The sequence below is a fragment of the Salinicoccus sediminis genome (genome assembly GCF_000986795.1).
Lineage (GTDB): Bacteria > Bacillota > Bacilli > Staphylococcales > Salinicoccaceae > Salinicoccus > Salinicoccus sediminis.
On the sequence record NZ_LAYZ01000024.1, the window covers coordinates 221,989 to 237,290 of the forward strand.

Here is a 15,302-nt window from a genome sequence, read left to right on the forward strand (position 1 = left end):
TATTATATCACAGTGATCAGAATATGTATATGTACATGACGCATTTGCAGTTTCAGGTGATCCAATTTCCCTTTTCCTGCGTATACTGTATAACTTATGATAATTAATGAAGCGGGGTGCGGGATATGCGCAGGCTGATATTTTTACTGACAATGATCCTGGTCATTGCCGGCTGCGGCGGTCAGGATGGACAGGCGGGACAGGAGCCGGAGAATACGAATGAGGATGTTGCATCTGAAACGGAAACTGCTGAGGAGTCTTCTGAAGAGGCATCGGAAGATGAATCTGGTATTGAACCTGGAACTGAAGAGGAACAGCCTTCCACCATACCGACTGAGCAGGTGGAGATTCTGAAGGATGAGCGTGAGGGCATCGTCCCGGAGCGGATTGAGATTCCGGCGATTGATGTGGATGCGCCGGTCCAGCATCTGGGTCTTAGGGACAACGGTGAGATGGAGGTGCCGGATACGCTGCATGATACTTCGTGGTATGAACCCGGGTATGAGGTCGGGGCGCCGGGCAACGCGGTGATTGCGGGGCATGTGGATGATACGGTGAATCCGGGTGTGTTCAAGCAGCTGCATACTCTGGAACCGGGCGATGAGATCATCGTCCACGGCGAGGACGGCGACACTCTGACGTTCACGGTCTATGACAAGGAGCTGTTTGATGCGGATGAGGCGCCGGTCGACAAGATCTTCGGCTACTCCCACAACAGCCTGCTGAACCTGATTACATGCGAAGGGCCGTATGACTACGACACCGGCGGCACACCGAACCGCTGGGTGATCTATACTGAACTCGATACTGAGAGCTGATTATTGCATGGAGGCCAATATCTGCGGCATCCATGCCTTTTTATTCCAATTAATATATAATGGACGAATGACGCACAAACAAAGGAGAATCGTATGACAAGGACCGACTCGGAACTGTACGAGGGTCTCCGGGCAGGTGATAAGGCCTGTCTGGAAATGCTCTACCGGAAATACGAAAAGCTGCTCTATTCCTACGCGTACAAGATGACCTCGAGCCATGAACGCTCTGAGGAAGTGGTGCAGGATGTCTTCATGAAAGTCTGGCAGAAGAAAGGGGCCTACGACGAAGCCAAGGGGAAACTATCGACGTGGCTCATTACGATCACCCGGAATTCTGCGATTGACATTTCAAGACGGAAAAAGATCGATACTTATGAATATGATGAACGGGATGATGTAAATCCGGACAGAGACCACTTCAATTCGCCGGTGGAAAAACAGGCCGAACATCATGAAGATCGTGAAATCATAAATGAAGCAATTCAGAAACTGAACGAAGAACAGCAGAGGATTGTCACGCTGTTCTATTTCAAAGCATATTCCCAGTCCCAGATTGCCGAAGCGCTCGATGTGCCGCTCGGCACGGTGAAGAGCCGGCTGCGGCTCGCGCTCGGACATCTCAGGGAAAATATGGATCCCGCACGGAAAGGGGGCACTCAGAATGAATGACAACAGATACTGCGATCGACTGATCGACTACTACAACGGACACTTGGACCAGAAGGAAGAAGCGGAATTTGAAAAGCATCTTGAAGAGTGCCCCGACTGCCAGGCGGAACTGGCCGAATGGAAGGCACTGAACGCCGAACTGGCCCGTGACACCGAGCAGGTGGAACCGCCTCGCGGCATGGAGGACCGGGTTCTCGGCAATATCTTCGCCGAAGATACAGAGCGGGAAGAAAACCCGATGGATGAAAGAGATACTGCACGACATAAAAACGAAAAAACAACGAAAACGGGCTTCTATAAAAAACTGCTCATACCGCTCGCCGCCGCCCTGCTGCTGTCGGTGATCGGCAACATCTATCTGTGGAACGCCCAGCAGCAGACCGGGTCATTGTCAGAGGCGCTGCTCGAGGATGGTGAGACGATCAACCTGGCACCGACGTCCGAATCGGAAGACATGAACGCGAAAATGGCGATGCATGAAACGAACGGCAGCCAGACGCTTGTGCTCCAGGCACAGAATTTCACGGACCTCAATGAAGGCGAAGTCTACCAGGTATGGCTCCTGAAAGATGAACAGCCGTACCGCGCAGGCACACTCGTGCCGAACGACAGCGGTGAAGGCTACACCGTATTCACACTGGACGATGCGGAAGATGTGAATTGGGACACGGTCGCAATCACCGTGGAACCTTCCCCTCAGAACCAGGCACCGCAGGGTGACATCGTCATGTCGGCAGACTTCTAAATATCGTCTCCATTTCAGTTTTTCCGAAATTGAAATGGAGATTTTTTTATTTTTTCTGAAATCATGTGATCCATTTGGAATCTCCCTGCGTATACATAGTGAAAACAAACAAAAGGAGTGAGAAGGATGGATTTTAAAAAGCTGGCCGTCATCCCCATGGCAGCATTACTCGTATTTTCGAATGCCGGCTATGCCCAGGCGCATGACGGAGAGGAACATACGCCTACCGTTGAAACTGAGGCTGCAGATCTGAGGTCGACGCTCGACCATCTGCTGAGTGAACACGCATTCCTTGCAGTAGAGACGATGAGAAAAGGTGCGGACGGTGCTGAGGATTTCGATCAGTCAGCCGCGGCACTTGAGCAGAACACGATGGAACTTTCTGATACCATCGCATCCGTGTACGGTGAAGAAGCCGGACAGCAGTTCGAAGAGATGTGGAGCAGCCATATCGGCTACTTCGTGGACTACGTTAACGGCACAGCAGAAGGCGACGAAGCGATGAAGGAAGAAGCGCTCAACCAGCTGTCACAATACCGCGACGATTTCTCGAAATTCCTTGAAACCGCCACTGAAGAACGCGTAGATGCAGAAGGACTGGCTGAAGGCCTGCAGATGCACGTCGATCAGCTCATCGGAGCATTTGATGCATATGTAATGGGAGACTATGAAACAGCGTATATGTATGAAAGGGAAGCAATCGGCCATATGTACATGGTCAGCAAAGGACTCTCTACAGCGATTGCCGACCAGTTCCCGGATCAGTTCAACAATACTGACCCTGCCACACCGGCTGCGGACCTCCGTTCCAACCTGAACCACCTGTTCAGTGAACACGCAGGACTCGCAGCAGTCGCGATGCAGAACGGCATTGACGGCTCCGAAGACTTTGAAGCATCCACCATGGCACTTGAAGCCAATACCGAAGACCTTGCTGCAGCAGTGACAGACGTCTACGGCGAGGAAGCCGGACAGCAGTTCAAGACAATGTGGAGTGAACACATCGGCTACTTCGTGGACTACGTCAATGCCACAGCTGAAGAAGACACAGCCGCTCAGGAAGAAGCGATGAACAACCTTCAAATGTACAAGGAAGAGTTCTCCAAGTTCATGGAAACAGCAACAGAAGGCAACCTGCCGGCTGAAGACCTTTCCGAAGGACTTCAGATGCACGTCGAACAGCTCATCGGCACATTTGATGCCTACGCATCAGGCGACTATGAAACTGCCTATACCGAGCTCAGGGAAGCAATCGCCCATATGTTCATGACAGGCAAAGGCCTCTCAGGCGCGATCGTAATGCAGTTGCCGGACCAGTTCATGTCCGAAATGCCTGAAGAGATGCCGAACACAGCACTCGCACCACCTGCAAAACCCGTTGAAACAGGTTACTATCAGGTCCAATAATATAGTAACAGCCATTTTACTGAAAACGGCAGCCTCTCCTCCGGAGGCTGCCGTTTCTCTATTGATCTATCCACTTGTAGAGCCCCATCCTGTAGCCCCACATCTTCGTCATTTCACTGAACCAGATGACGTGCGAGTTCTCCCGCTCGATCCAGTTCTCGCCTTCAAGGTTCGGTGCGGCGATATAGTTCAGGTCGTAACCGGCATCGTTCACTTTATCGAAAATGAATTCCGCCCTTTCCACATGATAGTCGCTGGTGACGACCACGGCGGAATCGATGCCCTCCTCTTCCATGAAATCCATGGTGCTGACGGCATTCGTATACGTGCTTGTGGCGTCATTTTCCACGATCAGTGCCTCTTCAGGGATGCCGTAATGCTCTGCCACGGTCTTCAGTCCGGAAGTGCTGCCGTCCTTTTCTGACGCCGTAATCAGCACTTCATCCGCATATCCTTCCTCATACAGCCCGGCTGCCTGCTTCACCCTGCCCTGGTCACCGCCGCCGAGGACGACGATGACATCACTCTCCCGGGGCTCCTCCGCTTCGACCGGCAGGAAGCTGTCGGCGAGGATCGTGGCGGCAAAGACTGTGAGCAGGCTGCCGAGGGTCATTATAAATTTCAGATTCATATTTGCCTCCAATTAAAAAGCCCGGTCATCTCCCCCGGGTCTCCCATGCTGCCTGAATTCCATTTTCATTTTAAGGATATATGATAACAGATATACCCGGGTGATGTGAAACGAAACGCTGAACACATCTTTTCCCTCTCGCGGCCGTTTATTGGCGCATTGTTATGGGAATAATGTATCAATCGCATTTATATTTATAAATCATATAAACAAGGGGGAAGTACATAATGGGCACAATCGAGTCTTTTTCAAACGAACAACAGCTGCTGAACAGGATCGACCACTATAAACGGAAGAATCTGCGTGAAGAGCGCCTGACCGTCATTTCGGAATACAACCTCGGCGACATGCTGATTCATTACCCCAACGTCAGGCAGAAATCATCGGAGGGCGACGCCTGGCACCGGATTGTCGCATGGTTTTCCGGCGATGATAGAGACGAGCAGATCATGGATGAGCTGCATCTCGGCGATTACGAACAGCAGGTCTACAAAAAATCGCTCGAGAACGGCAAAATGCTGCTCTATATCGACTATGACGACGAGACGCTCCGTTCCATAAAAGGCCAGGAGCCATATGCGGCAAACACTAACGACAATGGGGATGAAGGTCATATTGCCGACGACACCATGCCGCTCCGGGAGGAACGGCTTGTCGTCGATAAGGAAAATGTGAATCTGGGCGAAGTCATCGTCAGCAAATACACCGATTCGGAATTTGAGGAAATGGATATCCCTGTCGAATACGATGATGTGGACATCGAGCGGAGGCGCCTCGAAGCGGAGCCGCTGCTTGAGGACTACAACAATGATGACACGGACGATGATGAGAATGTCATCCGCATACCGATCACACGCGACCGGCTCAAGGTCATCAAGGAAAGGGTCGTCACGGAGGAAGTCGTCATCAGAAAGGACAGACGGACGGAAACCAAACACATTTCGGAAGTCGTTTCCCATGAAGATATAAAAGTGACGGAAGTGAAACAGGAGACCGTTGATGAAGAAAGGTATTACCGCGAATGACAAAACGCTCCCGGATCAAAGACCCGGGAGCGTTTCATATATAGAGCCGACAGCGAGAATCGAACTCGCATTGCAGCCTTACCATGGCTGTGTTCTGCCATTAAACTATGTCGGCACAATCAACTTGGATAGTTAATTTATCAACCTAATTGATTATAACATATATTTTGCAGAACGGAATCCTATTTTTCAAGAAAACATGACAGAAATGGTGAAAGTTTGAACCATACGGTCCTACTTATATTTGTTCATCAGAGCCGCCGGGATATGGCAGTAGTCATCCGGGCATCTGTCGAGACGGTCCTGATGTTCGGATGCGCTTTTCACATAATTCTTGAGCGGGAGCACTTCGACTGCGATACGGTCACGGTCGCTTCTTTCATCTATGAATGCCTCCGCCGCCTTCAAGTGCTCTGCATCTTCACTGTAGAGACCGGTCCGGTATTTTTCGCCGGCATCCCCGCCCTGCCGGTTCACACTGTACGGATCGATGATTTCGAACAGATACCCCATCAGTTCCCTGACAGAAACCACCGACGGATCGAAGCCGGTCTTCACACATTCCGCATAGCCGTCATATTCACCCTCCAGAGTGCTGGATGTGCCATTCGCACGCCCCGCTTCGGTCGATATTACACCCGGCAGTGTCTTGATGAACGCCTGTACGCCCCACAGACATCCGCCGGCAATATGTACAGTTTCCATGCAGTAACCCCCTTCCCTAAAATGCTCCAGTACTATCCAGAGTACTCTGTTTCAATAATCACTTCAATCAAAATAAATGAATCCGTCCTTTTTCATTGCGAACATACGTTCGGTATTTTATAATTGAATCCACAACACATATAAAAGTGAGGGGATTGGATGTCTATATCATTGGTGACGAGCCAGATAAAGCGTCTGGAAAGTGAGATCGAGTCACTGAGGCAGAAGATGCAGAAGGAGACCCGTAATGAAGCGGATGCTTTGAACAATATATCGAAATCGACGAAGAAGCTGAACAACAGCAAGACGAGTGCTTCACTGAACAGCGCAATCCGTGATTTTGACAATGCGAACCGGAAACTGAACCGCTCGCAGGGGGAAAAGGCAGAGCTTTCAAAGCGCCTGGCGAAAAAGGAAAGAACACTGAACGATAAGCGGGACCGTCTCATGACACTCCATTACAAGCACATGCGGGAGGATATCGATGAGATTGAATCATTCTATACGAACAAAGAGGCGGAGATCCAGCGGAAGATCGACTACTCGAAACAGAAACCGTTCGATGTGTTCATCTCACATGCCACGGATGACAAGGATGATTTCGTTACACAGCTGACCGACGGCCTTAAGGATGAAGGCATCCGGCTCTGGTATGACAGCGATGAAATCGGGTGGGGCCAGAGTATCCGGCAGAGGATCGACCGCGGGCTGACGAACTCGCGCTTCTTCATCGTGGTATTGTCCACATCGTACATCAACAGCCACTGGACGAACTATGAACTGGACGGCATACTGCAGCGGGTGGCGGGGTCCGAGGAGAATATACTGCTGCCGATCTGGCATAACATTTCCAAAGAAGAGATTGACGCCTTCAGTCTGACACTGAGCGACAAGTTCGCCCTGAATACGGGCCAGCATGATGTCGAAGAGATGATCGATGCGCTCGTCAGCCTCGTCAAGCACAACAGCGTCAATGTGTGACTCCAACTAAAAACAGCCAAAGCAGAAATCTGCTTTGGCTGAATTTTGCCTGTCCTATTGTCGCTGTTTAACCCAGTTGATGATGCCGCCGGCAAGCATAATGTCCTTATGGCGGCGGGTGAGGCTGTGGGTGACCATTATGGTGTCACCGGATTTTTTGAGTGTCACTTCGAACGGGTCATCTTCCTGGATGGCCTGCCTGACGTTATTGAACTGGAGTATGTCCTCCTCTTCGATCAGTTCATAGTCATCATCATTCGCGAAAGTGACCGGCAGTATGCCGAAGTTGATCAGATTCTGGAGGTGGATCCTGGCGAAACTCTTGACCAGCACGACTTTGAGGCCCAGGTAGCGCGGTGCGAGCGCGGCGTGCTCGCGGCTTGATCCCTGGCCGTAGTTATGTCCGGCGACGACGGTGTGTCCGCCCTGCTCCATCTTGATCATCGCCTGGTTATGATAGTTCGAATTGACGCCTTCGAAGGCGAAGGTGCTGATTTTCTGTATGTTACTGCGGTACGGCAGTACCCTTGAGCCGCCGGCCAGTATTTCATCCGTTGAAATGTTGTCCCCCATCTTGAGGAGCACCGGGAGTTCAAAGTTATCCTCAATCGGCTCGAAGTGCGGGATTTCAGAGATGTTCGGCCCTTTCTCGAGCTCGATGTCACTGCTGTCCTCAGGCGGTGCCTCGAGCATCTCCTGCGTTTTGATCGGTTTCGGATCCGCCACTTCCGGATAGTCCATATCAAGCTTCCTCGGATCCGTAATCACACCGTAGAGCGCCGAAGCCGCCGCAATCTCGGGACTGCAGAGAAAGACGCTGTCCTCCTTCGTACCGGAACGGCCCGGGAAGTTCCTCGGCGTCGTCCGCAGGCTATTCTGTCCCGTGGCCGGTGCCTGTCCCATGCCGATGCAGCCGTTGCACCCTGCCTGGTGCATGCGGCCGCCTGAGCCCAGGAGATTTGCTATATGGCCGTTCTCGACCAGCTGCTGCAGCAGCTGTCTTGATGTCGGGTTGATATCGAACGAGATGCCGTTGGCGATATATTTATCCTGGACGATCAGACTTGCAATCGCAAAGTCGCGGTAGCCGGGGTTGGCCGAAGACCCGATGTATGACTGATAGATCGGTTCCCCTTCGATTTCAGTGACGGGCACAACATTGTCCGGGCTGGTCGGTTTCGCAATGAGCGGCACCAGTTCGGACAGGTTGATCTCATCATGGTCGTCGTACTCAGCACCTTCGTCCGCTTTCAGTTCAACCCATTCATCACCCCGGCCTTCCTGCGCCATGAAGCGCTTCACTTCATCATCCGACGGGAAGACCGTGGCGGTTGCGCCGAGTTCAGCGCCCATGTTGGCAATGACGTGGCGGTCCATCGCAGACAGATTATCCAGCCCGGGGCCATAGTATTCGATGATCCTGCCCACGCCGCCTTTCACACTGTGCCGTCTGAGCATTTCCAATATCACGTCTTTGGCACTGACCCAGTCCGGCAGCTTACCTGTCAGTTTCACGCCCATCACGCGGGGCATTTCTACGTGGTAGGCCTCGCCTGCCATTGCCATCGCGACATCGATGCCGCCTGCGCCCATCGCAAGCATGCCCATGCATCCGTTTGCACATGTATGACTGTCGGAGCCAAGCAGCGTCTTGCCGGGGATCGCCAGCTCCTGCATATGCACAGGGTGGCTTACCCCGTTGCCGGGCCGGCTATAGTGTACGCCGAACTTCCGGGAGGCACTCCTTAGGAATATGTGGTCGTCGGGATTACGGTAGTCGTCCTGAATCAGGTTGTGGTCCACGTACTGCGCCGAAACTTCCGTCTTCACCCTGTCCAGATTCATCGCCTCGAGCTCGAGCATCACCATCGTGCCGGTCGCATCCTGCGTCAGCGTCTGGTCGATCTTGAGCCCGATTTCTTCGCCCGGCGTCATCTCGCCTGACAACAAGTGTTCCCTGATCAATTTCTGAGCTACATTCAACTGCATTTTGCTTTCCCCTTTCCATGATATACATCCCACGAGCGGGATACTGTTATACTTACTATTTCACTTTTGCTACCGCTTCAAACTGGATTTGAAGTTTTTACCATAGATTTTCCTGTAATACCCTGGCTGTAGGCATACCTGCCGAAATGCGATACACTGGAGAGTACGATAAAAATCCCCATTGAAACCGGGATATAAAACTATTGGAGTGATTGTATTTGGTGCAGCTGACTGAACAGATGATACAAAGACTTTATTCGGATAATTTTTACAAAAGAGGGCAACGCTACTTTGAAGCAGGCAGCGTGAAGGATGTTACGTATGTGCCGGAGAAGAACATATGGCGGGCAAAAGTTGCCGGCAGCCGGACGTACAACACACGGGTCATCCTGCATGAAGACGGGATTTCCGACTTCTGTGACTGTCCCGCCTACCCGACATACGGCCAGTGCAAGCACATCTGCGCAACACTCCTCGCCATCAGACACCAGCAGGAGATGGAAAAGCCCCGCCCGCCTGCCCGCAGCTTTTTCAACAACCGTTCTTCGAACAACCCCCGGTTCAAAAAAGCGGAAGAACTCATCGATATCCTTGGTGGACACCAAACGCCTCAATATGATAGAGACCCGCTTCACATCGAGTACACACTCGCGTCATTTAAAGACAATGCCCCGTACGGGGGCCGTGAGATCTTCAACATCCGGCTCCGGGTCGGCGAAGACCGGCTGTATGTCGTCAAAGACATCCGGGAATTCCTGGAGGCTGCCGGAACAGGCACACCGGTGGAATTCGGCAAACATTTCACCTTCCACCCGGAATATCACACATTCGGTGAGCGGGACATGGAAGTGCTGAACAGGCTGATCGACATCCACAATACGGAAGGCTTCTACACCAGGAGCAGCAGCTGGATGCCGAGACCGAAATCCAAGGAGCTCACCATCCCCCACTATGCGCTGGACGGATTGCTTGAGCTCCTTAAACACCAAAACTGCAAGTATGATGACGGCTTCGCCACCTACAGGAAACTCGAAGTGTCGGATTCACCGGCACCTGTATCATTCTCCCTGGAGCAGCCGGACAGTGACGAATACCGCCTGAAAACGCACGGCGTCACCGACGGTGAATTCTATCATCGGTACGGCTGGTACTCGGAGGACGGCATACTGTATAAACTTTCAAAAGAGCAGCAGAGGATTATGCCGGCGCTCCAGAACACCAAAGGCAGGATCGACCGTTTCGGCATCACCATTTCAGAAGACCAGGTCGGTGATTTCATCAGCCGTGCCCTGCCGGCCATCAGACAGCTGGGCGAAGTGTCGCTCGAAGGGGAAATTTCAGACCAGGTGATAGAGACGCCGCTCAAGATCAGAGTGTTTGTCGACCAGTCGGATACGTCCGTCGATATCAGCATCAGGTACCAGTACGGCGATGTGTCGATCAACCCGCTCGATGAGCATGCTGACGATGGAAGCCGCGAACAGATACTGATCCGGGATCATCCGCAAGAACAGTACTTCATGGAAATACTGAAAAGCACCTTCATGCAGCAGTGGGACGGGTCACTCCATGTCACAACTGAGGACGGGCTGTTCCACTTCCTGCACGACACGCTGCCGGACCTCGAGGATCTTGCAGAGATCTATATGTCACCATCACTCCGGGGCATGGTCCTCCCCGAGCCGCCGAAGGCATCGGTTTCTGTCGATGCGAAAGAATCAAATGATTTCCTGGATGTCGATTTCACGATGGACGGCATCAATCCGGAGGATATTCCGGATGTACTGAAAGCCGTCCGGGAGAAACGGCGCTTTGTCCGTCTGCCGAACGGTTCGTTCATGCCGCTTGATGATTCAGCTTTGAGTGATGTGGCCAACCTCCATGAATCATTCGAAACCAGTGCTTACAGCAGCTCGGACGGCTCCATGACCCTGCCGATGTACCGCGGGCTCGAGATTGAGGATTCACTGATGGACCTGGACGCAAGACAGAGTGATTTCAGCAGCAGTTTCCGCGACTTCGTCTCTTCCGTCAAGGAACCGGAGACAGGGGAGACCCGGATTCCGGAAAAACTGAATGCAGATCTCAGAACCTATCAGGAGACGGGCTTCAAATGGCTCAAATCCTTGTCCCGCTACGGCATCGGGGGCATCCTGGCTGATGATATGGGACTAGGCAAGACGCTTCAGTCCATCACCTATGTGATAAGCGAGATGGAGGACGGTGCCGAAAAACCGTTCATCATCGTGACACCGGCCTCCCTCATCTACAACTGGAAGAACGAGTTCGACACATTTGCACCAAACACCGATGTCACCGTCTTGGCCGGCAGCGCCGGCGAACGTGAAGCGATACTCGAAAGTGATGACCGTCCCGACGTCTATATCACGTCATACCATACGCTGCGCCAGGATCTGGAACACTACCAGATGACATTCCACGCGATGATACTGGATGAGGCACAGGCGATCAAAAACCACCGGACGAAAATCGCACAGGCTGTCAGATCGATTTCAGCTCCACGGCGGTTCGCCCTGTCCGGCACACCGGTTGAAAACTCCGTCGATGAACTATGGAGTGTGTTCCAGGCCATCATGCCAGGCTTCCTGCCCGACCTGAAGGCCTTCCGCGCAACGCCACCGGAGACGATCTCGAGGATGGTCCGGCCCTTCATCATGCGCCGGGTCAAGGAGGACGTGCTGACGGAACTGCCGGACAAGATCGAAACCGTCCACTACACAGAGCTCAGGCAGGAGCAGAAGAAACTGTACCTCGCCTATCTGGACAAGATCCAAAAAGAGACGGCCGACGCACTTGCCGGCGAGGGTCTCAACAAAGGCCGCATGAAAATACTCGCCGGACTGACCCGTCTGCGCCAGCTGTGCTGCCATCCGTCACTGTTCCTGGATGAGTATGACGGCTCATCCGGCAAGATGGAGGCGTTGTTTGAAATCGTCGAAACAGCCCTGCTCAACAAGCAGCGCATGCTCATATTCTCCCAGTTCCCGAGCATGCTGAAGATCATCCACGAAGAGCTCCGTGCAAACGGCAGGGACGCCTATTTCCTCGACGGCAGCACCCCGTCACAGGAGCGCGTCCGCCTCGTCGAATCATTCAATGCAGGCGATGAGGACATCTTCCTCATCTCACTCAAAGCCGGCGGCACCGGCCTGAACCTGACAGGTGCCGACACCGTCATACTGTATGATCTGTGGTGGAACCCGGCCGTCGAAGAGCAGGCCGTCGGCCGCGCCCACAGGATGGGACAGAAAAAATCCGTCCAGGTACTGAGGCTCATCGCCAAAGGCACAATCGAAGAGAAAATCAATACACTTCAGCAGCAGAAAAAGGAAATGATCGATCAGATCATACAGCCGGGAGAATCCACCGGCGCCGCCCTGTCCGAAGAGGATATCCGGGAGATACTGTCGCTTAGGTGATATACAAGAAAACGCATGGCCATGCTGAGGATTCAGCCGCCCATGCGTTTTTTACATTTGCGTGATTTTTAATGCAGGATCATGACTGGTTCTGGTAATGCTCCAGCCCTTTTGTAACGTCCAATTCTCTTTCTTTCAGCACATAGCTTAAGAGGTCCAGCATGATGCGGGCTGCCGTCTGTCCGGTCATCCCTGTCGGATCGTACTGCGGCGCCACTTCAACAAGGTCGAAGCCGATGACTTCTCCGTGCTTCGAAATCGCCTTCAGCAACTCATTCACCTCATCATACAGGAGACCACCCGGTGACGGTGTTCCCGTCCCCGGCGCAACGGACGGATCGATGCCATCAATGTCGATTGTGATGTAATACTTCTCCCCTTCAGGAATAAGATCAAGCAGCCCCTGCACGCCTCTTTCCCTCATCTGCTTCGGTGACAGAATCGTACTGCCGTACTCTTTCGCCGCATCGACATCTTCTTTCTTACTGCTGCTGATGCCTCTGATGCCAAACTGGAATATTTCCTGGACGTAATCTAGTTCAGACAGTCTCCTGATGCAGTTTCCATGTCCGTAACGCATACCTGAACGGTGATCCGCCCAGTCAAGGTGGGCATCTATCTGGATGACATGGAACGGACCGAGTTCTTCCAGCCCTTTGCCGACCGGTGCAGTGATTGAATGATCTCCTCCGATGATAACCGGCATGACGCCTTTTGATACGATCTTCCTCACTGTTTCTTCAGTATTGTCATGACTCTGCATGATATCACCATGGACGATATCCACGTCTCCGCAGTCCAGCACTTTCCAGTCTGGGCCGAGATACGTAATATCATTCTCTATGTCGTATGCCCCCTCCAGTCCAAAGCTGTACAGAGTCGATCCTTCACGCACAGCCCTCGGCCCCATCCGGGCACCTGATTTCCACTGGGTTCCCATATCGTTCGGCACACCGATTACCGCAACATCCGCATTCAAATCATTCAATTTCTCAATATCATCACAGATTGGATACTTTCCGAATGTGCTGATTCCTGTAAAAGGCAGATTTAAAAACTGTTTTTCATCAGGTTTTACCATAATAGATTCCTCCCGGATATTTATCTGACTATTCTTAATTCTGTTTTCAGATATAACGTATCATGCCGGCCTTGATATGACAATACTAAAATGCAAAATAATTTCAAATAATATATATGAAAAATAAAATCCATGATATATAATGCAATATTGCATCTAAGTGCATAATTGCATTTTATGCTTATAATCATTGATTTAATAGATTTTTATTTAATATATAATAAAATTTTAATGCAAAATTGCACTTTTTAAGTTTCATATTTTATTATTTTATTTGTAATATAAGGGTTGTAAAATAACCCTCTGCTGTGCATAATTGCGGTAGGGGTATAGATTTCTGAAAATAACGAATTATAAGAAATGAGACAAGGGGGAAGAATCCATGAATGAACAGGTCGGAAAAAGAGCCGTATCACTCAGCAGACGACGCTACCTTATAGGGTTAAGCCGTTTCATATTCTTCACAAGCATCGCCGTACTGATTTTCTTCATACCAATCCAGATCAACGGAAGTACTGAAATCCTTTTTGGCTATATTTACAATTCCCTGATTGAACTCTTCGGCATTGCGGGTATCTGGATAATCAATCTGCTCATCCTGGTCAATGCGCTGCTGAGCATCGCAGGGAAGTTCATCGCGAGGGAGGGCAGCAGCCTCCACAGTTTCTATCAGGGGGATTCGATACTGTATGTACCAATCTACTTCCTCGGTGCATTATATTCGACTCTCTACACGCTGCATGTCTCCGTGCCGTCATTCAACGGTCCGGAGGCGATTGTCGGACCGGATACCGGGGAGCTGATGTCGGGAATTGCGCTTGCGGTCATGTGGGTCATCCCGCTTGGTGCCATATTCATCCCGTTCTTTGTGAACTACGGTTCAATCGACCTTGTGGGCAAACTGCTCCAGCCGATCATGCGTCCACTGTTCAAAGTGCCGGGAAAAAGCGCCGTCGACGCCATCACATCCTTTTTGACTTCGTCATCCGTCGCAGTCCTCTTCACGACCAGATTATATAAAATGAGATACTACACGAAAAAAGAGGCGGCGGTAATCACCACAAGCTTCAGTGCGGTCAGCATCGGATTTGCGGCAGTGGTCATCGATACAGCAGGACTGATGGAGCACTTCTCGAAAGTATACTTCTCCTCGTTCCTGATTGCATTCATCATCGCCTTCATCATGATCCGCATCCCGCCGCTTTCATTGAAGCGAAATGAATACATTGACGGCACTGCGCAAAATGCGGAGGACAGGGAATCCGAATCCTACAGCAGGGCCACGATCGGCATCGCCTTCAACTCAGCCGTCAACCAGGCTGCCGACTCAAACGACTTTTTCAAAGAGATCAAGAGCAGTCTGAAGGAGGGGCTTGCCGTACTTCCGAAAGTGATGTCGATGCTCTTTGCCATCGGGGTGTCATTCCTCATACTGGCAGAGTACACTCCGACCTTCGAGTTCATCGGTGCCATCATCGCGCCCGTCATGCAGCTGCTCCAGGTTCCGGATGCTGCAATCATTGCACCTTCACTCACACTTGGTATCGCGGAAATGTTCCTGCCGGTGCTCTACATTGCAGAGATGGTCGGAACACTGGACCCGGGAGCCAGATATTTCGTCACAGTGGTATCCATGGTCCAGATCATCTTCTTCGCTGAAACCGGAGCGGTGATGCTGTCTACAGGACTGCCGCTCAAATTGTGGGAACTGGTTGTCATCTTCATAATGAGGACACTGATTGCAATGCCGCTCGCGGCAATATTCATGCATCTCCTGTTCTGATAACAAAGTGGTGGACGCTCAAATGCAT

The 15,302-nt window shown here is 51.6% G+C and carries 12 protein-coding genes and 1 tRNA gene; 8 read left to right on the forward strand and 5 right to left on the reverse strand.

Annotated features, from left to right (window positions below):
• The first annotated feature begins 125 nt into the window (after positions 1-125).
• The 4 genes from WN59_RS09705 (at position 126) to WN59_RS09720 (ending at position 3,639) form a co-directional block, all read left to right on the forward strand.
• On the forward strand, positions 126-818 hold the full coding sequence (locus WN59_RS09705) for a class F sortase (protein WP_046516518.1): 693 nt from the start codon (positions 126-128) through the stop codon (positions 816-818).
• A gap of 93 nt (positions 819-911) precedes the next feature.
• Positions 912-1,487 (forward strand): RNA polymerase sigma factor, encoded by a 576-nt coding sequence (locus WN59_RS09710; protein WP_046516521.1) that lies wholly within the window; start codon positions 912-914, stop codon positions 1,485-1,487.
• Positions 1,480-2,232, forward strand: a complete 753-nt coding sequence (locus tag WN59_RS09715) for an anti-sigma factor (RefSeq protein WP_046516525.1) — start codon at positions 1,480-1,482, stop codon at positions 2,230-2,232. The genes WN59_RS09710 and WN59_RS09715 overlap by 8 nt, the downstream gene beginning before the upstream one ends.
• Before the next feature lie 126 nt (positions 2,233-2,358).
• Complete coding sequence (locus WN59_RS09720) at positions 2,359-3,639, forward strand: hypothetical protein (RefSeq protein ID WP_046516528.1); 1,281 nt, start codon at positions 2,359-2,361, stop codon at positions 3,637-3,639.
• 58 nt (positions 3,640-3,697) lie between these two features.
• Here WN59_RS09720 and WN59_RS09725 read toward each other — a convergent pair whose 3' ends face one another.
• Positions 3,698-4,270, reverse strand: coding sequence for a YdcF family protein (locus WN59_RS09725; protein WP_046516533.1), 573 nt, complete (start codon positions 4,268-4,270; stop codon positions 3,698-3,700).
• A 227-nt stretch (positions 4,271-4,497) separates the two neighbouring features.
• Here WN59_RS09725 and WN59_RS09730 point away from each other — a divergent pair, with 227 nt between their 5' ends.
• The gene (locus WN59_RS09730) at positions 4,498-5,295 is read left to right on the forward strand and encodes a YsnF/AvaK domain-containing protein (RefSeq protein WP_046516536.1); all 798 of its coding nucleotides are present in this window, start codon (positions 4,498-4,500) and stop codon (positions 5,293-5,295) included.
• Between the two features lie 44 nt (positions 5,296-5,339).
• Here WN59_RS09730 and WN59_RS09735 read toward each other — a convergent pair.
• Together WN59_RS09735 and WN59_RS09740 are read right to left on the reverse strand one after the other, a co-directional pair.
• A tRNA-Thr gene (locus WN59_RS09735) sits at positions 5,340-5,410 on the reverse strand.
• A 119-nt stretch (positions 5,411-5,529) separates the two neighbouring features.
• On the reverse strand, positions 5,530-6,000 hold the full coding sequence (locus WN59_RS09740; protein WP_046516539.1) for a peptide-methionine (S)-S-oxide reductase: 471 nt from the start codon (positions 5,998-6,000) through the stop codon (positions 5,530-5,532).
• Positions 6,001-6,159: 159 nt separating this feature from the next.
• Here WN59_RS09740 and WN59_RS13315 point away from each other — a divergent pair, with 159 nt between their 5' ends.
• Positions 6,160-6,981, forward strand: a complete 822-nt coding sequence (locus tag WN59_RS13315) for a TIR domain-containing protein (RefSeq protein WP_052747380.1) — start codon at positions 6,160-6,162, stop codon at positions 6,979-6,981.
• A 54-nt stretch (positions 6,982-7,035) separates the two neighbouring features.
• On the opposite strand, the gene WN59_RS09750 is transcribed toward WN59_RS13315, so the two are convergent.
• Positions 7,036-8,970: an aconitate hydratase gene (locus tag WN59_RS09750; protein WP_046516543.1), complete on the reverse strand. Its 1,935-nt coding sequence runs from the start codon at positions 8,968-8,970 to the stop codon at positions 7,036-7,038.
• 221 nt (positions 8,971-9,191) lie between these two features.
• Between WN59_RS09750 and WN59_RS09755 the strand changes: the two genes are divergently transcribed.
• Positions 9,192-12,410 (forward strand): DEAD/DEAH box helicase, encoded by a 3,219-nt coding sequence (locus WN59_RS09755; protein ID WP_231577224.1) that lies wholly within the window; start codon positions 9,192-9,194, stop codon positions 12,408-12,410.
• Positions 12,411-12,489: 79 nt separating this feature from the next.
• Here the strand turns inward: WN59_RS09755 and speB are convergent, their stop codons facing one another.
• Entirely contained in the window at positions 12,490-13,491 is a 1,002-nt protein-coding gene (speB, locus tag WN59_RS09760) for an agmatinase (protein WP_046516547.1), read from the reverse strand.
• 382 nt (positions 13,492-13,873) lie between these two features.
• On the opposite strand from speB, the gene WN59_RS09765 reads away from it, so the two are divergent.
• Positions 13,874-15,274, forward strand: a complete 1,401-nt coding sequence (locus WN59_RS09765; protein WP_046516552.1) for a YjiH family protein — start codon at positions 13,874-13,876, stop codon at positions 15,272-15,274.
• The last annotated feature ends 28 nt before the right edge of the window (positions 15,275-15,302 follow it).